The organism is Demetria terragena DSM 11295, assembly GCF_000376825.1.
In the GTDB taxonomy this organism is placed as follows: Bacteria; Actinomycetota; Actinomycetes; order Actinomycetales; family Dermatophilaceae; genus Demetria; species Demetria terragena.
The window spans coordinates 1270707-1286068 of record NZ_AQXW01000004.1 but is presented as its reverse complement, the minus strand read 5'-3'; the positions used below and the strand labels follow the sequence as shown (position 1 = coordinate 1286068).

Here is a 15362-nt window from a genome sequence, read left to right as displayed (position 1 = left end):
GTTCGCTCTGGTGTCATCCAGTGGCACCGAGGCGAACCGCTGCCACTGGCGGCGTACGGGGGTGGCACACTCACCCCATGACGTCGCCACCGACGGAGCCCACGCCAGAATCAACTCCGGTGTTCTTTCTCGCTGGCGGCACGGGCATTTCTGCCGAGACACTCGGCAACCTGATCTTGGGCCAGTTCCCGCGGGTGCCGTTCACCAAGCGCAAAATCCCGTTCATCAAGACGGTGATTGAGGCCCAGCGTGTGGTCGCTCACGTCGACTCTGCCAAGACTGAAGCGGTGACTCCGTTGGTGTTCTCTACGGTGGCCGATGAGGCGATCCGGGAAGAGTTGGTCAAGACCGAGTGCGCGTTCATCGATCTGTTCGGCGCCCACCTGGACATGGTGGAACGCGTCCTGCACGTCAACGCCGCCCACCATGCCGGGACCGTGCACGGGATCGACGACCAACTGGCGTACGAGGCTCGGATGAAGGCCATCGACTACTCGATGGAGCACGACGACGGCCAGAGCCTGCGGGCCCTCGACCAGGCCGACCTGATCCTGATCGCGCCGTCCCGCTGCGGGAAGACCCCGACCTCGATGTACCTCGCGATCCAGCACGGCCTCAAGGTCGCGAACTACCCACTCGTCGAAGAAGACTTCGATCATCAGGGTCTGCCACGCCCCATTCGGCCGTACGCCGATCGCATTTTTGGTCTGTCCTCTACCGCAGCCCGGCTCAGCCAGGTGCGCGGTGAGCGTCGACCAGGCTCGCGCTACGCGAGCATGGCGCAGTGCAGTTATGAACTGCGCCGCGCTGAAGCGTTGTATTCCGCGCACAATGTGCCGTCCATCTCCTCGGCGAACAAGTCGGTGGAGGAGATCACGGCGGTCATCCTGCAGAATCTCGACGAGCGACCTCAGCGGCACGTACGCCGTTGATCAGTGACCCCGAAAGGAACAAACGCATGTCCGGGACCCCTGGAAGCGCGAAAAACATCGAGTGGTTCGAGGACCTTGGCCTCGGGGACGTCGAGCGAGTAGGTGGAAAGAACGCCTCCCTCGGCGAGATGGTGCAGCACCTGGCCAAGGCCGGGGTGAGCGTACCCACCGGGTTCGCGACCACCGCCGATGCCTATCGGCGCTTCCTGAGCGAGAGCGGACTTGCCGACGACATCAATGCTCAGTTGCGCGAACTCGATGTGGACGACGTCCGCGAGTTGGCCCGCGTCGGCCGCGGGATCCGCGAGGCCATTGAGAAGCGGCCTTTCCCTGAGGACCTTGAGACCGAGATCCGGAGCGCCTACGAGCGGTTGGTCGGCGAACAGGGCGATGAGGTCACCTGGGCCGTACGCTCCAGCGCGACCGCGGAGGACCTACCGGACGCTTCCTTCGCCGGGCAGCAGGAGACCTTCCTCAATATCAAGGGGATCGACAACATCCTGCACGCCATCAAGTTGGTGTTCGCCTCGCTCTACAACGACCGGGCGATCGCCTACCGCGTGCACAGCAACTTCGATCACGAGGCCGTGGCACTCTCGGCGGGCATTCAGCGCATGGTCCGCTCCGATATCGGAGCCTCAGGTGTCATGTTCACGATCGACACCGAGTCCGGCTTCGACGAAGCCGTGTTCGTGACGAGTTCATACGGTCTGGGCGAGGCGGTCGTTCAGGGTGCAGTAAACCCCGATGAGTTTTACGTCTACAAGCCGGCGCTGCGCGAGGGACGTGCCGCGGTACTCAAGCGCACCGTGGGCAGCAAAGCCACTCAGATGATTTACACCGCGGACGCCGGCGTCGGAAAGACCACGGAGTTCGTCGACGTCGAGGAAGCCAAGCGCGGCAAACTCTCGCTTACGGATGAGGAAGTCACCGAGCTGGCGCAGCACGCCCTCAAAATCGAAGCGCACTATGGACGGCCCATGGACATCGAGTGGGGCAAGGACGGTGTCGACGGAAAGCTCTACATCCTGCAGGCGCGTCCGGAGACGGTGAAGTCCCGCCAGAGCGGTTCCACCTTGGAGCGCTATGTCATGGGGGATCGTGGTGACGTCCTGGTCGAGGGGCGCGCCATCGGTCAGAAGATTGGTGCGGGCAAGGTCCGCAAACTCACTGACGTCGACAAGATGCACGAGTTCGTCCCTGGTGAGGTGCTCGTCGCCGACATGACCGACCCCGATTGGGAGCCGATCATGAAGCGCGCCAGCGCCATCGTGACCAACCGAGGTGGGCGTACCTGCCACGCGGCGATCATCGCGCGTGAGCTCGGGATCCCCGCCGTCGTGGGCACCGGCAGCGCGACGCAGCAGCTGGAGGACGGACAGTCCGCCACGGTGTCCTGTGCCGAGGGCGACACCGGGTTCGTCTACTCCGGAGAGTTGGACTTCGAGGTCAACACCACCGCGTTGGACGCGATGCCCGAGATTCCCGTCAAGATCATGATGAACGTCGGGACGCCGGACCAAGCGTTTGAGTTCTCGAGGCTGCCCCACAAGGGCATCGGCTTGGCCCGCCTGGAGTTCATCATCAACCGGCAGATCGGCATCCACCCCAAGGCGTTGCTCGACCTGGAAGAGGGCCGCGAGATTGATGCCGACCTGAAGGCGGAGATCGAAACGCTGACCGCGGCTTACAGCAGCCCGCGCGAGTTCTTCGTCACCCGCGTGACCGAGGGCGTCGCCATGCTTGCGGCTGCGTTCGCGCCGGAGCCGGTCATCGTGCGGATGAGCGACTTCAAGTCCAACGAGTACGCCAACCTCATCGGCGGCACCGCCTACGAGCCGCACGAGGAGAACCCGATGATCGGCTACCGCGGGGCCTCGCGGTACCTATCCCCGGATTTCGCCGATTGCTTCGCCATGGAGTGTGAGGCGATGAAGCGAGTCCGCGAAGACATGGGCTTGACCAACGTCAAGATCATGATCCCGTTTGTGCGCACCCTGGGGGAGGCCAAGGGCGTCATCGATCTGCTGGCGAGCAACGGCCTCACTCGCGGTGAGAACGGCCTGGAAGTCGTGATGATGTGCGAGGTCCCCTCCAACGCGGTCAATGCCGAGGAGTTCCTGGAGTACTTCGACGGCTTCTCGATCGGTTCGAACGACATGACTCAGTTGACTCTTGGTCTGGACCGCGACTCCGGCCTGGTGGCCGACAAGTTCGACGAGCGCGATCCTGCGGTCAAGAAGATGCTCAGCATGGCGATCGAGGCGTGCCTCAAGCAGGGCAAGTACGTTGGCATCTGCGGCCAAGGCCCCTCGGATCACCCGGACCTGGCTGACTGGCTGCTCGACCAGGGCATCGAGTCGATGTCGCTGAACCCCGACACCGTCCTGGAGACGTGGACCCGCCTCGCGAAGCGTTCGAGCGCGACGAGCGGGGCCTGACCTCGTACCGGGGAACTAACCGAGTTAGGTGCCCTTGACTGGAAAATTTCCCGGTCAAGGGCACCTAACTCAGTTTTGGGCGGGCGCGGTACGCGGGTCGACGCCCGCGAGACGAAGGTCATCGCAGCACCGATTTGGACGGGCACGGCCCGCTCTGGCACACTAGCCAGGTTGCTTGTTGCGCGGCGCTGATCCATGTCAGCGGCGACCTTCTTCTAGCGGCAGTGCAGACCAGGACCCAATCTCACTGGGGCCACAGCACGCCACCAGAAGAAATCACAAGCCCCCGGTCCGTCAGGGCCGACCCTCACCACGCAAGATTGTGCCGCGGTGTGCTGCGAAGCAGCCACGACACACCCGAGCGCGGGGGTCGGACACCAGGCAGGCGTTCCGGGACAAAGAATTTGTTGGACGCGAGAGAGAGACGCACGCGAATGGCGGGACAGAAGATCCGCATCCGGCTGAAGTCGTATGACCACGAAGTCATCGACAGCTCGGCGCGCAAAATTGTCGACACGGTGACTCGTGCCGGTGCCACGGTCGTTGGACCGGTGCCGTTGCCGACGGAGAAGAACGTTTTCTGCGTCATCAAGTCGCCCCACAAATACAAGGACAGCCGCGAGCACTTCGAGATGCGCACACACAAGCGCCTCATCGACATCGTGGACCCGACCCCTAAAGCCGTTGACTCGTTGATGCGTCTGGACCTTCCGGCCGACGTCAACATCGAGATCAAGCTCTGACCGGGCCGCTCGTTAACGCGAAGGATTGACTCGCTATGACTGCAACTACTGAGCGCCCAGTGACGGGCGTCCTCGGCGAGAAGCTCGGCATGACCCAGGTGTGGGACGCCGACAATCGCCTGATTCCGGTAACCGTGATCCAAGCTGGCCCGTGCGTTGTGACGCAGGTCCAGGACGACGAGGGTTACCACTCGGTCCAGATCGCCTTTGGTGCGATCGACCCACGCAAGGTGACCAAGCCGTTGAAGGGCCACTTCGAGAAGGCAGGGGTGACCCCGCGTCGCCACCTCGCCGAGGTGCGTACCTCCAACGCTGCTGAGTACGCACTCGGCCAGGAGATCACCGTTGAGGCCTTTGAGTCCGGGGCGGTGGTCGACGTTGTCGGCACCACCAAGGGCAAGGGCTTCGCCGGTGTGATGAAGCGTCACGGCTTCCACGGCGTGAGCGCATCCCACGGTGCCCACCGCAACCACCGCAAGCCGGGCTCGATCGGTGGCTGCGCCACCCCGGGTCGCGTCTTTCGCGGTACGCGGATGGCTGGCCGGATGGGCGGCGTGCGCCAGACCACCCAGAACCTGACCATTCAAGCGGTCGACGCAGAGCAGGGCCTGCTGCTGGTCAAGGGCGCTGTGCCCGGACCTCGCGGTGGCGTCGTCCTCGTGAAGACGGCCGCCAAGGCCGCTGTAAAGGAGGCGTGAGCGACATGACCAGCATCGATGTCCTCGGGCCGACGGGCACGAAGTCCGGCACCGTTGAGCTGCCCGCCGAAATCTTCGACGTGCAGACCAATGTCCCGCTGATTCACCAGGTCGTCGTGGCCCAGTTGGCCGCGGCCCGCCAGGGAACCCACAAGACCAAGACCCGCGCCGAGGTGCGTGGCGGAGGCGCCAAGCCATACCGCCAGAAGGGCACCGGCCGCGCCCGTCAGGGTTCGACTCGTGCTCCGCAGTTCGCCGGCGGTGGCGTGGTCCACGGCCCGCAGCCGCGCGACTACAGCCAGCGCACCCCCAAGAAGATGAAGGCCGCCGCCCTGCGTGGCGCCTTGTCGGACCGGGCGCGCCACGGTCGTATCCACGTGTTGACCGCTGTGGTCGAGGGCGACGCCCCGTCCACGCGTACCGCCGCCAACGTCCTCGGCAGCCTGAGCGAGCGTAAGAACCTCCTCGTGGTGCTGCACCGCGAAGACACGGTCGGCATCAAGAGCGTGCGCAACCTTGAGGATGTGCACGTCCTGTGGAGCGACCAGGTCAACACCTACGACGTGCTCTGCGCCGACGACGTGGTCTTCACGCAGGCTGCGCTCGAGCACTTCCTGACTTTTGGTGACCAGGCTCGCGCCGCTGCCAAGGCCAAGAAGGGCTCCACGAGCTCGGCCGACAGCGCCGAGCCACTAGCCGACGGCTCGGCCCCCGAGGGCTTCACCGTCAAGGGCAACAAGGACTCCATGAAGTTCCACGTGCCCGGCTCGCGTTGGTATGACAACACCGTGGCCGAGGTTTGGTTCCGCACCGCTGAAGCGGCCGCTGCTGCTGGCTTCGAGCCGGCTGGTGGCGCTGCTGCACAGCGAGGAGATGAGGACGCATGAGCATCGCACGCAAAGACCCACGCGACATCCTGCTCGCGCCGGTCGTCTCTGAGAAGTCCTACAACCTGCTCGACGAGGGCAAGTACACCTTCCTCGTTGACCCGCGGGCCAACAAGACTGAGATCAAGTCAGCCGTCGAGGCCGTCTTTGGCGTCAAGGTTGACTCGGTCCACACCATGAACCGCAAGGGCAAGTCGCGCCGTACGCGATTCGGCACGGGTAAGCGCAAGGACACCAAGCGCGCCATCGTGTCGCTGCGTGAGGGTTCGATCGACATCTTCGGCCAGGTCGGCTGAGGGGAGTAGACGCATCTAATGGCTATTCGTAAGTACAAGCCGACGACCCCGGGTCGTCGCGGTTCGAGCGTCGCGGACTTCGCTGAAGTCACCCGCTCCACGCCCGAGAAGTCGCTCGTTCGCCCGCTGTCCAAGACCGGTGGCCGCAACGCCTCCGGTCGGATCACCACCCGTCACATCGGTGGTGGCCACAAGCGGGCCTACCGTCTCATCGACTTCCGTCGTGCCGACAAAGATGGCATCCGTGCCAAGGTCGCGCACATTGAGTACGACCCCAACCGCACCGCACGCATCGCACTGCTGCACTACACCGACGGCGAGAAGCGCTACATCATCGCGCCGGCGAAGTTGAAGCAGGGCGATTGGGTGGAAAACGGCCCCGGCGCGGACATCAAGCCCGGCAACAACCTGCCGCTGCGCAACATCCCGACCGGTACGGTCGTCCACTGCATCGAGCTTCGGCCCGCTGGTGGCGCCAAGATCGCTCGTTCGGCTGGTGCCCGCGTGCAGCTCGTGGCCAAAGATGGTCCCTACGCCCAGCTGCGTATGCCCTCCGGCGAGATCCGCAACGTCGACGTCCGCTGCCGCGCGACGATCGGCGAGGTCGGCAACGCCGAGCAGAGCAACATCAACTGGGGTAAGGCCGGCCGTAACCGCTGGAAGGGCAAGCGCCCAACCGTCCGCGGTGTCGTCATGAACCCGGTCGACCACCCGCACGGTGGTGGTGAAGGCCGTACGTCAGGTGGTCGTCACCCGGTGAGCCCCTGGGGTCAGCCCGAGGGCCGCACCCGGCGCCCCAACAAGGAGAGCGACAAGCTCATTGTGCGTCGCCGTCGTACTGGCAAGAAGCGCTGATAGGAGCCATACGAGATGCCACGCAGCCTGAAGAAGGGCCCCTTCGTCGATGACCACCTGGCCAAAAAGGTCGAGGTCCAGAACGAAGCCGGTACCAAGAACGTCATCAAGACCTGGTCACGCCGGTCGATGATCACCCCGGACATGCTCGGCCACACGCTGGCCGTGCACGACGGCCGCAAGCACGTGCCGGTCTTCGTGACCGAATCGATGGTCGGGCACAAGCTCGGCGAGTTTGCGCCGACTCGGACCTTCAAGGGTCACGAGAAGGACGACCGTAAGGGGCGCCGTCGATGACCACCGAAACCGAAGGACAGACGATGGAAGCCCAGGCAAAGGTGCGGTACCTCCGCGTCACGCCGATGAAGGCTCGCCGCGTCGTCAACCTCATCCGCGGCAAGCAGGTCACCGAGGCCTTGGCCACGCTGCAGTTCGCTCCCCAGAGTGCGAGCGAGCCGGTCAAGAAGCTCCTCGAGAGCGCGATCGCCAATGCGCGTGTCACCGCCGACCAGCAGTCCCGCGCGTTTGACGAGCGTGAGCTCGTGGTGAGCGAGGCGTTCGTCGACGAGGGCCCGACCATGAAGCGGTTCCGCCCCCGGGCGCAGGGCCGTGCGAGCCGGATCAACAAGCGCAGCAGCCACATCACGCTGAAGGTCGCGCCGCGCAACAACAAGGGAGGCCGCAACTAATGGGTCAGAAGGTCAACCCGAATGGCTTCCGCCTCGGCATCACGACCGAGCACAAGAGCCGCTGGTTTGCTGACTCCAACAAGCCGGGTCAGCGTTACCGCGACTACGTCAAGGAAGACGTCGCGATCCGTAAGCTCATGTCCACGGGCATGGACCGCGCCGGCATCAGCCGCGTGGAGATTGAGCGCACCCGTGACCGGGTTCGCGTCGACATCCACACCGCGCGTCCAGGCATCGTCATTGGCCGTCGCGGCGCCGAAGCCGACCGCTTGCGCACCGAGCTCGAGAAGCTCACCGGCAAGCAGGTCCAGCTGAACATTCTCGAGGTCAAGAACCCCGAGGCTGACGCTCAGCTGGTGGCCCAGGGCATCGCCGAGCAGCTCTCCGCCCGCGTGGCTTTCCGCCGCGCGATGCGTAAGGGCATGCAGTCCGCAACTCGCTCCGGTGCCAAGGGCATCCGAGTGATGGTGTCGGGCCGGTTGAACGGCGCCGAAATGAGCCGTACCGAGTTCTACCGTGAGGGTCGGGTTCCGCTGCACACCCTGCGCGCCAACATCGACTATGGCTTCTACGAGGCCAAGACGACGTTCGGCCGTATCGGCGTGAAGGTCTGGATCTACAACGGTGACCTCACCGCCAAGGAACTTGCCCGTGAGCAGGCTGCCGCCCCGTCGCGTCCGCAGCGCGGTCGTCGGGATGGTGACCGTCCGGGTCGCGGTGGCGGACCTCGCCGTGGTGGCGATCGTCCCGCCCGCGGTGGCGACAACGCCGGTCGCGAGCAGGCACCTGCTGGCGAGTCGGCACCCGCAGCTGCGGCCGCGGAGGCCCCAAGCACTGAGGGAGGCGAATCCTGATGTTGATTCCCCGTCGCGTCAAGCACCGTAAGCAGCACCACCCCAAGCGCGGTGGCATGTCCAAGGGCGGCACGAGCGTGGCTTTCGGCGACTTCGGTCTCCAGGCGCTTGAGCCGGCCTATGTGACCAACCGTCAGATCGAGTCCGCTCGTATCGCGATGACTCGCTACATGAAGCGTGGCGGAAAGGTCTGGATCAACATCTACCCAGACCGTCCGCTCACCAAGAAGCCGGCCGAAACCCGCATGGGCTCCGGTAAGGGATCCCCCGAGTGGTGGGTCGCCAACGTCAAGCCGGGTCGTGTCATGTTCGAGCTGTCCGGTGTTCCCGAAGATGTGGCTCGCGAGGCATTGCGCCTGGCGATGCACAAATTGCCGATGAAGTGCCGCTTCGTCGCGCGTGAAGGTGGTGACTTCTAATGGCGATCGGTTCCCCGGACCTGATGCCGGACAAGTTGCGTGCGCTCGATGACGCCGCGCTACGCGGAGAGTTGGCCAAGGCCAAGCAGGAACTCTTCAACCTGCGGTTCCAGTCGGCCACCGGCCAGCTGGAAAACAACTCGCGGTTGCGTGCCGTCCGCAAGGACATCGCCCGCATCTACACCGAGATGAGTGAGCGCGAGCACGGCATTGGTCGCGCTCCGGTTGCCGACGACAAGTCGGACGCCCCCGCGGCTGACGAGAACGAGGCCGAGTCCGATAAGAAAGCGAGCGTGGGCTGACCATGGCTGACGACAACACCAAGGCAGTTGACGACGGGCAGACCGTCCTCGATGCGAGCGCGGTGATCTCCGACTCCAGCCGTCATTACCGCAAGACCCGTCAGGGTTACGTGGTCAGCGACAAGATGGAGAAGACCATCGTCGTTGAGGTTGAAGACCGGGTGAAGCACGCGCTCTACGGCAAGGTCATTCGCCGCAGCAGCAAGGTGAAGGCCCACGACGAGGAAAACTCGGCCGGTATCGGCGACCGTGTCCTGATTATGGAGACGCGTCCGCTGTCGGCAAGCAAGCGCTGGCGAATCGTCGAGATCCTCGAGCGCGCTAAGTGATGTGCCGTACGTCGGGCTCACCTGACGTACGGACCCAAGACCAGTATCCGTTCCACCAGGCTCGAATCCACGCTCGCGTGGCACCGAGAACCAGTGAGACGACAGGAGAGAAACTGTGATCCAGCAGGAGTCGCGAGTTCGCGTCGCCGACAACACCGGTGCCAAGGAAATTTTGTGCATCCGGGTTCTCGGTGGCTCGGGCCGTCGCTACGCCGGCATCGGTGACACCATCGTGGCGACCGTCAAAGACGCCATTCCTGGCGGCAACGTCAAGAAGGGCGACGTCGTCAAGGCTGTCATCGTGCGTACCCGTAAGGAGCGACGTCGTCCCGACGGCTCGTACATCAAGTTCGATGAGAACGCGGCCGTCATCCTCAAGACTGATGGTGACCCGCGTGGAACCCGCATCTTCGGCCCCGTGGGCCGTGAGCTGCGTGACAAGAAGTTCATGAAGATCATCTCGCTGGCTCCGGAGGTGCTCTGAGAAATGGCGAAGCCCAAGATGAAGATTAAGAAGAATGACCTCGTACAGGTCATCACTGGTCGTACCCAGGCCAATGGCGGCGACAAGGGCAAGCAGGGCAAGGTCATCGCGGTCTACCCCGAGAGCCAGCGTGTGCTGGTCGAGGGCATCAACCGCGTGACCAAGCACACCCGTGCTGGCCAGGGCGGCGCCGCCAGCGGCGGTATCGAGGTCGTCGAGGCCCCGATCCACGTGAGCAACGTGGCCTTCGTGGACCCCGAGGACAACAAGCCGACCCGAATCCGGACCCGGGTCGAGACGGTTGAGCGTGACGGACGGACCAAGACGGTCCGTACCCGTGTGTCCGTGCGCTCAGGCAAGGACCTCTGATGACTGAGACGACCCAGACCAACACGAAGCCCCGCCTCAAGCAGCGCTACCAGGACGAGATCCGGTCGGCATTGCAGGAGCAGTTTGGCTTCGCGAACGCCATGCAGGTGCCCACGGTGACCAAGGTCATCGTCAACATGGGTGTGGGTGACGCAGCGCGTGACTCCAAGCTCATCGAGGGTGCTGTGCGCGACCTGGCGACGATCACCGGCCAGCAGCCGGCCGTCTCCAAGGCGCGCAAGTCGATTGCCCAGTTCAAGCTCCGCGAGGGCATGCCCATCGGTGCGCACACCACGCTGCGCAGCGACCGCATGTGGGAGTTCCTGGATCGGCTCACGTCGGTCGCGTTGCCTCGTATCCGTGACTTCCGCGGTTTGTCGCCGAAGCAGTTCGATGGCCACGGCAACTACACGTTCGGTCTCAACGAGCAGTCGATGTTCCACGAGATCAACCAGGACCGCATTGACCGGGTCCGCGGTATGGACATCACGGTCGTGACGACCGCAGCCAACGACGACGAAGGCCGCGCGCTGCTCAAGCAGCTCGGCTTCCCGTTCAAGGAGAACTGACAATGGCGAAGACCGCTCTGGTCAACAAGGCCAAGAAGAAGCCGAAGTTCGCGGTACGCGCCTACACCCGCTGCCAGCGCTGCGGCCGTCCGCACTCGGTCTACCGCAAGTTCGGCCTGTGCCGAATTTGCCTGCGCGAGATGGCGCACCGTGGCGAACTGCCCGGCGTCACCAAGAGCAGCTGGTAATAGACCTACCCCTTTAACCACCAACGCCGTAGGTCGGCGCAGGCGTACCGCCTGAGCTGAAACCCCGGTGAGGAAGGGCAGAAGCCCCATGACCATGACCGACCCGATTGCGGACATGCTGACGCGAGTGCGGAACGCCAATTCGGCGCACCACGACGCGACCTCCATGCCGTTCTCGAAGCTGAAGAGCCACATCGCGGAAATTCTCGAAGCCGAGGGCTACATTGCCGGCTGGCACGTCGAGGACGCCGAGGTAGGCAAAACGCTGACCATCGACCTCAAGTACGGACCGAATCGGGAGCGCTCCATCGCGGGTGTCCGCCGGGTGTCCAAGCCGGGTCTGCGCGTCTACGCCAAGTCCACCAACCTGCCAAGGGTCCTCGGTGGCCTGGGTGTGGCGATCATTTCCACATCGTCTGGCCTGTTGACCGACAAGCAGGCCCAGAGCAAGGGCGTGGGCGGAGAAGTCCTCGCCTACGTCTGGTAACTACGGGACCAAGGAGGAGAAGAATATGTCGCGAATCGGACGTCTTCCGGTCCCGGTGCCCAACGGCGTCGAGGTGACCATCGAAGGCCAGGACGTGCAGGTCAAAGGCCCCAAGGGGCAGTTGGCGCTCACCGTGACCGATCCGATCACCGTCGCCAAGGGCGACGATGGTTCGGTCGAGGTGGCCCGCCCCAACGACGAGCGTGAGTCTCGTTCGTTGCACGGGTTGACCCGCAGCCTGATCAACAACATGGTGGTCGGCGTTGCCGACGGTTACACCAAAAAGCTCGAAATCCACGGCACGGGTTACCGCGTCACTGCCAAGGGCAGCGACCTGGAATTCGCGCTTGGCTACAGCCACACGATCCTGATCAAGGCCCCTGAGGGCATTCAGTTCGCTGTGGAGAACCCCACCCGCTTCTCGGTGTCTGGCATCGACAAGCAGCTGGTCGGCGAGACCGCCGCCAATATTCGTAAGTTGCGTCGTCCTGACCCGTACAAGGCCAAGGGCGTCCGCTACGAAGGCGAGCACATCCGCCGCAAGGTCGGAAAGGCTGGTAAGTAAGCCATGGCAAAGATCATTAAGCGGGCCGCTGGCAAGTCAGGCGCGCGCGATCGTCGTCACCTGCGGGTGCGCAAGCGCATCTCTGGTACGCCTGTCCGGCCCCGTCTGGTCGTGTCGCGTTCAAGCCGCCACGTCTTCGTGCAGATCGTCGACGACACCGTGGGGAAGACCCTCGTGTCGGCCTCGACGATGGAAGCCGACCTGCGTGGCTTCGACGGCGACAAGACGGCAAAGGCCAAGCGTGTTGGCGAGTTGCTCGCCGAGCGTGCGAAGGCCACCGGGGTTGAGGCTGTCGTCTTTGACCGCGGCGGTAACCGGTACGCCGGTCGCGTCGCAGCGATCGCCGATGGGGCTCGCGAGGGCGGGCTGACCCTGTGAACATCAACAAGGCTGAGAAGAGGAACCACTGATGGCTGGACCCCAGCGTCGAGGCGCCGCCGGCCAGGCCGGTGAGCGCAGTAGCAGCAACAGCAACGACCAGCGCAACAACGGTGGCCGCGACAACAACCGCCGCGGAGGCCGCGACAACAACCGTCGCGATAACGACCGCAACCAGTACGAAGAGCGCGTTGTCACGATCAACCGTGTCGCCAAGGTCCACCAGGGCGGCCGTCGCTTTAGCTTCACCGCGCTCGTTGTCGTCGGTGACGCCGACGGCACCGTCGGTGTGGGCTACGGCAAGGCCAAAGAGCCACCAGCCGCGATCGCCAAGGGTGTCGAGGAAGCGAAGAAGAACTTCTTCCGCGTTCCGCGCATCCAGGGCACCATCCCGCACCCCATCCAGGGCGAGTCCGCCGCTGGTGTTGTGCTCCTGCGTCCGGCATCGCCCGGTACCGGTGTGATCGCCGGTGGCCCGGTGCGCGCCGTGCTGGAGTGCGCCGGTATCCACGACGTGTTGTCCAAGTCGCTCGGCTCGGACAACCCGATCAATATCGTCCACGCCACCGTCGCGGCCCTCAAGGGCCTGGAGCGTCCCGAGGCTGTTGCTGCACGTCGCGGCAAGTCTCTCGAAGAGGTTGCTCCGGCGGGTATGCGTCGGGCCATGGCAGAGGGCGCCAAGGAAGCCGCCGCGGCTTCCGCGGCCGGGACGGGGTCCTGATGGCACAGATCAAGGTGACTCAGACTCGTTCGCAAATCGGCGGGAAGCCACAGCACCGTGAGACTCTGCGCTCGCTGGGTCTGAAGCGGATCGGCGACACCGTCGTGAAAGAGGACCGTCCGGAGTTCCGGGGCATGGTCCAAACGGTTGCCCACTTGGTGACCGTGGAGGAGATGGACTGATGGCTGACAAGACGCACGCACTGAAGGTGCACCACTTGCGTCCGGCCCCCGGATCCAAGACCGCGAAGACTCGTGTCGGTCGCGGTGAGGGTTCGAAGGGTAAGACAGCAGGTCGGGGTACCAAGGGTACGAAGGCGCGCTACCAGGTGCCCGCAGCGTTCGAGGGTGGTCAAACCCCGATCCACATGCGGCTGCCGAAGCTTCGCGGCTTCAAGAACCCGAGCAAGGTCTACTTCCAGGTGGTCAACCTGGAGACCATTGCGACGTTGTTCCCCGAGGGTGGCGACGTGACGGTCGACGCGCTGGTCGACAAGGGCGCGGTTCGCAAGAACCAGCCCGTCAAGGTGCTCGGCACCGGTGAGATCTCGGTCAAGGTCAACGTCACGGCCGACAAGTTCTCCGGCTCCGCCCGAGAGAAGATCGAAGCAGCTGGCGGTTCGATCACCCTTCGGTGATCGTGCCCCTCAGCACATGACATACGCCCCGGGTGCCCGGGCCACACGGCCCGGATCGCCCGGGGCGTATGTCGTCTCAGCTGGTGTGGCGATGTTTGCGGTGGGTAGCAGACGTCAAACCATCATGTTGAACAGGTATCGTCTCTCTTCGTTCACGACTTGCCACCCACGGTGGCCCGCCAGGAGGACTTAGTGCTCACCGCCCTCGGACGCGCATTCCGCACGCCGGAACTGCGTAACAAGATTCTGTTCACCCTCGCGGTGATGGCGATCTTCCGTTTTGGCTCTCACGTTCCGACCCCTGGCATCAGTTATGCCTTGGTGAAGCAGTGCCAGGAAGCAGCAGCCGGCAACGGCAGCCTCCTGGGGCTCGCCAACCTGTTCAGCGGCGGTGCGCTACTCCAGTTGAGCGTCTTCGCGCTCGGGATCATGCCGTACATCACGGCCAGCATCATCGTGCAGTTGTTGACGGTGGTCATTCCCCGCTTTGAGCAGTTGAAGAAGGAAGGGCAGTCCGGTCAGACCAAGATGACGCAATACACGCGTTATCTGACGATCGGTCTGGCGCTCCTGCAGTCGTCGACACTGGTGACCACCGCAGCCCGGGCGCCCGGCACGCTGCTGGGCCCGCAGTGCACCCGGATCATGGAGGACGACAGCCTTCCGACGCTGGTCCTGATGATCCTCACCTTGACGGCCGGAACCGGCCTGGTGATGTGGCTCGGTGAGCAGGTCACCGAAAAGGGTGTTGGCAACGGTATGTCCCTACTGATCCTGACCTCGATCGCGGCCGGCGTGCCGACCTCGATCTGGGCGATTAGGGAGTCCAAGGGCTTGGGCACGTTCCTGATGGTGTTGGCCATCGGAATGGTGATCGTCGTTGCGGTGGTGTTCGTAGAGAACGGCCAGCGACGCATACCGGTCCAGTACGCCAAACGGATGATCGGGCGCAGATCCTATGGCGGGACGAAGACGTATATCCCGCTCAAGGTCAACATGGCCAACGTGATCCCGTTGATCTTCGCGAGTTCGCTGCTGTCACTACCGATGTTGTTGGCGCAGTTCACTCAACCGCAGCCGCCTTCTACGGAGCAGCCAGCCGGGTGGGCGCGCTGGATCATGGACAACCTGGGCAACGGTCAGGGACCGTGGTACGCCGCACTGTTCACCGGCATGATCTTGTTCTTCACGTTCTTCTATGTGTCGATCACCTACCAGCCCGATGAGGTGGCCGACAACCTCAAGCAGGCCGGGAGCTTCATTCCGGGTGTGCGCGCCGGTAAGGCCACCTCGCAGTACCTCGGGTATGTCCTGAACCGCGTCACTGTGGTGGGCGCGCTCTACCTGTCGATCCTGGCGCTGATTCCGCTGGTGGCGCTCGACCTGTTTGGTGCGAGCCAGGACTTCCCGTTCGGCGGGGCCTCGATCATCATCCTGGTCGGTGTCGGTCTTGAGACTGTGAAGCAGATCGACGCCAAGTTGCAGCAACATCACTACGAAGGCTTCTTGCGCTAGCTCG

The 15362-nt window shown here is 64.0% G+C and carries 24 protein-coding genes; all 24 read left to right on the top strand.

Annotated features, from left to right (window positions below; all coding sequences use genetic code 11):
* Positions 1 to 77: 77 nt before the first annotated feature.
* The 24 genes from F562_RS0110430 to secY all read left to right on the top strand — a co-directional run bounded on the left by F562_RS0110430 (position 78) and on the right by secY (position 15358).
* Complete coding sequence (locus tag F562_RS0110430) at positions 78 to 932, top strand: pyruvate, water dikinase regulatory protein (RefSeq protein WP_051080165.1); 855 nt, start codon at positions 78 to 80, stop codon at positions 930 to 932.
* Between the two features lie 26 nt (positions 933 to 958).
* Positions 959 to 3373 carry a phosphoenolpyruvate synthase gene (gene ppsA / locus F562_RS0110425; RefSeq protein WP_018156904.1) on the top strand — a complete coding sequence of 805 codons (2415 nt, stop codon included), beginning with the start codon at positions 959 to 961 and terminating at the stop codon, positions 3371 to 3373.
* Positions 3374 to 3807: 434 nt separating this feature from the next.
* On the top strand, positions 3808 to 4116 hold the full coding sequence (gene rpsJ / locus F562_RS0110420; protein WP_018156903.1) for a 30S ribosomal protein S10: 309 nt from the start codon (positions 3808 to 3810) through the stop codon (positions 4114 to 4116).
* 35 nt (positions 4117 to 4151) lie between these two features.
* Positions 4152 to 4814, top strand: a complete 663-nt coding sequence (gene rplC, locus F562_RS0110415; RefSeq protein ID WP_026181183.1) for a 50S ribosomal protein L3 — start codon at positions 4152 to 4154, stop codon at positions 4812 to 4814.
* Between the two features lie 5 nt (positions 4815 to 4819).
* Positions 4820 to 5701, top strand: coding sequence for a 50S ribosomal protein L4, sunset domain variant (gene rplD, locus F562_RS0110410; protein ID WP_051080224.1), 882 nt, complete (start codon positions 4820 to 4822; stop codon positions 5699 to 5701).
* On the top strand, positions 5698 to 5997 hold the full coding sequence (gene rplW, locus F562_RS0110405) for a 50S ribosomal protein L23 (RefSeq protein ID WP_018156900.1): 300 nt from the start codon (positions 5698 to 5700) through the stop codon (positions 5995 to 5997). The genes rplD and rplW overlap by 4 nt, the downstream gene beginning before the upstream one ends.
* Positions 5998 to 6015: 18 nt before the next feature.
* Positions 6016 to 6852 carry a 50S ribosomal protein L2 gene (gene rplB, locus F562_RS0110400; protein ID WP_018156899.1) on the top strand — a complete coding sequence of 279 codons (837 nt, stop codon included), beginning with the start codon at positions 6016 to 6018 and terminating at the stop codon, positions 6850 to 6852.
* Positions 6853 to 6867: 15 nt separating this feature from the next.
* Positions 6868 to 7149: a 30S ribosomal protein S19 gene (gene rpsS / locus F562_RS0110395; protein WP_018156898.1), complete on the top strand. Its 282-nt coding sequence runs from the start codon at positions 6868 to 6870 to the stop codon at positions 7147 to 7149.
* Between the two features lie 23 nt (positions 7150 to 7172).
* Positions 7173 to 7541 (top strand): 50S ribosomal protein L22, encoded by a 369-nt coding sequence (gene rplV / locus F562_RS0110390; RefSeq protein WP_026181182.1) that lies wholly within the window; start codon positions 7173 to 7175, stop codon positions 7539 to 7541.
* The gene (gene rpsC, locus F562_RS0110385; RefSeq protein WP_018156896.1) at positions 7541 to 8395 is read left to right on the top strand and encodes a 30S ribosomal protein S3; all 855 of its coding nucleotides are present in this window, start codon (positions 7541 to 7543) and stop codon (positions 8393 to 8395) included. Before rplV ends, rpsC begins: the two co-directional genes overlap by 1 nt.
* A complete protein-coding gene (gene rplP, locus F562_RS0110380; protein WP_018156895.1) occupies positions 8395 to 8814 on the top strand; it encodes a 50S ribosomal protein L16 in 420 nt (139 codons plus the stop codon). The genes rpsC and rplP overlap by 1 nt, the downstream gene beginning before the upstream one ends.
* Positions 8814 to 9116: a 50S ribosomal protein L29 gene (rpmC, locus tag F562_RS0110375; protein WP_018156894.1), complete on the top strand. Its 303-nt coding sequence runs from the start codon at positions 8814 to 8816 to the stop codon at positions 9114 to 9116. Before rplP ends, rpmC begins: the two co-directional genes overlap by 1 nt.
* Before the next feature lie 2 nt (positions 9117 to 9118).
* Positions 9119 to 9445: a 30S ribosomal protein S17 gene (gene rpsQ / locus F562_RS21290; protein ID WP_018156893.1), complete on the top strand. Its 327-nt coding sequence runs from the start codon at positions 9119 to 9121 to the stop codon at positions 9443 to 9445.
* A gap of 115 nt (positions 9446 to 9560) precedes the next feature.
* A complete protein-coding gene (gene rplN / locus F562_RS0110365; protein ID WP_018156892.1) occupies positions 9561 to 9929 on the top strand; it encodes a 50S ribosomal protein L14 in 369 nt (122 codons plus the stop codon).
* 3 nt (positions 9930 to 9932) lie between these two features.
* Positions 9933 to 10298, top strand: a complete 366-nt coding sequence (rplX, locus tag F562_RS0110360) for a 50S ribosomal protein L24 (protein WP_018156891.1) — start codon at positions 9933 to 9935, stop codon at positions 10296 to 10298.
* Positions 10298 to 10867 carry a 50S ribosomal protein L5 gene (rplE, locus tag F562_RS0110355; RefSeq protein ID WP_018156890.1) on the top strand — a complete coding sequence of 190 codons (570 nt, stop codon included), beginning with the start codon at positions 10298 to 10300 and terminating at the stop codon, positions 10865 to 10867. The genes rplX and rplE overlap by 1 nt, the downstream gene beginning before the upstream one ends.
* A gap of 2 nt (positions 10868 to 10869) precedes the next feature.
* Entirely contained in the window at positions 10870 to 11055 is a 186-nt protein-coding gene (locus F562_RS0110350) for a type Z 30S ribosomal protein S14 (protein WP_018156889.1), read from the top strand.
* Between the two features lie 88 nt (positions 11056 to 11143).
* The gene (gene rpsH / locus F562_RS0110345; protein ID WP_018156888.1) at positions 11144 to 11542 is read left to right on the top strand and encodes a 30S ribosomal protein S8; all 399 of its coding nucleotides are present in this window, start codon (positions 11144 to 11146) and stop codon (positions 11540 to 11542) included.
* Positions 11543 to 11567: 25 nt separating this feature from the next.
* Positions 11568 to 12107, top strand: a complete 540-nt coding sequence (gene rplF, locus F562_RS0110340) for a 50S ribosomal protein L6 (RefSeq protein WP_018156887.1) — start codon at positions 11568 to 11570, stop codon at positions 12105 to 12107.
* Between the two features lie 3 nt (positions 12108 to 12110).
* Entirely contained in the window at positions 12111 to 12485 is a 375-nt protein-coding gene (rplR, locus tag F562_RS0110335) for a 50S ribosomal protein L18 (RefSeq protein ID WP_018156886.1), read from the top strand.
* A 31-nt stretch (positions 12486 to 12516) separates the two neighbouring features.
* The gene (gene rpsE / locus F562_RS0110330) at positions 12517 to 13206 is read left to right on the top strand and encodes a 30S ribosomal protein S5 (RefSeq protein ID WP_018156885.1); all 690 of its coding nucleotides are present in this window, start codon (positions 12517 to 12519) and stop codon (positions 13204 to 13206) included.
* Complete coding sequence (gene rpmD / locus F562_RS0110325; RefSeq protein WP_018156884.1) at positions 13206 to 13388, top strand: 50S ribosomal protein L30; 183 nt, start codon at positions 13206 to 13208, stop codon at positions 13386 to 13388. Before rpsE ends, rpmD begins: the two co-directional genes overlap by 1 nt.
* Positions 13388 to 13843, top strand: coding sequence for a 50S ribosomal protein L15 (rplO, locus tag F562_RS0110320; protein WP_018156883.1), 456 nt, complete (start codon positions 13388 to 13390; stop codon positions 13841 to 13843). The genes rpmD and rplO overlap by 1 nt, the downstream gene beginning before the upstream one ends.
* Before the next feature lie 192 nt (positions 13844 to 14035).
* Positions 14036 to 15358 carry a preprotein translocase subunit SecY gene (secY, locus tag F562_RS0110315; RefSeq protein ID WP_018156882.1) on the top strand — a complete coding sequence of 441 codons (1323 nt, stop codon included), beginning with the start codon at positions 14036 to 14038 and terminating at the stop codon, positions 15356 to 15358.
* The last annotated feature ends 4 nt before the right edge of the window (positions 15359 to 15362 follow it).

Bases quoted from the DNA above. Each gene is read 5' to 3' on its own strand.
- rpmD (WP_018156884.1), top strand. From the start codon at position 13,206: ATGGCACAGATCAAGGTGACTCAGACTCGTTCGCAAATCGGCGGGAAG.
- rpsC (WP_018156896.1), top strand. From the start codon at position 7,541: ATGGGTCAGAAGGTCAACCCGAATGGCTTCCGCCTCGGCATCACGACC.
- rplR (WP_018156886.1), top strand. From the start codon at position 12,111: ATGGCAAAGATCATTAAGCGGGCCGCTGGCAAGTCAGGCGCGCGCGAT.
- rplP (WP_018156895.1), top strand. From the start codon at position 8,395: ATGTTGATTCCCCGTCGCGTCAAGCACCGTAAGCAGCACCACCCCAAG.
- F562_RS0110430 (WP_051080165.1), top strand. From the start codon at position 78: ATGACGTCGCCACCGACGGAGCCCACGCCAGAATCAACTCCGGTGTTC.
- rplX (WP_018156891.1), top strand. From the start codon at position 9,933: ATGGCGAAGCCCAAGATGAAGATTAAGAAGAATGACCTCGTACAGGTC.
- rpsQ (WP_018156893.1), top strand. From the start codon at position 9,119: ATGGCTGACGACAACACCAAGGCAGTTGACGACGGGCAGACCGTCCTC.
- rplB (WP_018156899.1), top strand. From the start codon at position 6,016: ATGGCTATTCGTAAGTACAAGCCGACGACCCCGGGTCGTCGCGGTTCG.
- rpmC (WP_018156894.1), top strand. From the start codon at position 8,814: ATGGCGATCGGTTCCCCGGACCTGATGCCGGACAAGTTGCGTGCGCTC.
- rpsJ (WP_018156903.1), top strand. From the start codon at position 3,808: ATGGCGGGACAGAAGATCCGCATCCGGCTGAAGTCGTATGACCACGAA.
- rpsH (WP_018156888.1), top strand. From the start codon at position 11,144: ATGACCATGACCGACCCGATTGCGGACATGCTGACGCGAGTGCGGAAC.
- ppsA (WP_018156904.1), top strand. From the start codon at position 959: ATGTCCGGGACCCCTGGAAGCGCGAAAAACATCGAGTGGTTCGAGGAC.
- rpsE (WP_018156885.1), top strand. From the start codon at position 12,517: ATGGCTGGACCCCAGCGTCGAGGCGCCGCCGGCCAGGCCGGTGAGCGC.
- rplO (WP_018156883.1), top strand. From the start codon at position 13,388: ATGGCTGACAAGACGCACGCACTGAAGGTGCACCACTTGCGTCCGGCC.
- rplC (WP_026181183.1), top strand. From the start codon at position 4,152: ATGACTGCAACTACTGAGCGCCCAGTGACGGGCGTCCTCGGCGAGAAG.
- rplF (WP_018156887.1), top strand. From the start codon at position 11,568: ATGTCGCGAATCGGACGTCTTCCGGTCCCGGTGCCCAACGGCGTCGAG.
- rplE (WP_018156890.1), top strand. From the start codon at position 10,298: ATGACTGAGACGACCCAGACCAACACGAAGCCCCGCCTCAAGCAGCGC.
- rplV (WP_026181182.1), top strand. From the start codon at position 7,173: ATGGAAGCCCAGGCAAAGGTGCGGTACCTCCGCGTCACGCCGATGAAG.
- F562_RS0110350 (WP_018156889.1), top strand. From the start codon at position 10,870: ATGGCGAAGACCGCTCTGGTCAACAAGGCCAAGAAGAAGCCGAAGTTC.
- rpsS (WP_018156898.1), top strand. From the start codon at position 6,868: ATGCCACGCAGCCTGAAGAAGGGCCCCTTCGTCGATGACCACCTGGCC.
- rplW (WP_018156900.1), top strand. From the start codon at position 5,698: ATGAGCATCGCACGCAAAGACCCACGCGACATCCTGCTCGCGCCGGTC.
- rplD (WP_051080224.1), top strand. From the start codon at position 4,820: ATGACCAGCATCGATGTCCTCGGGCCGACGGGCACGAAGTCCGGCACC.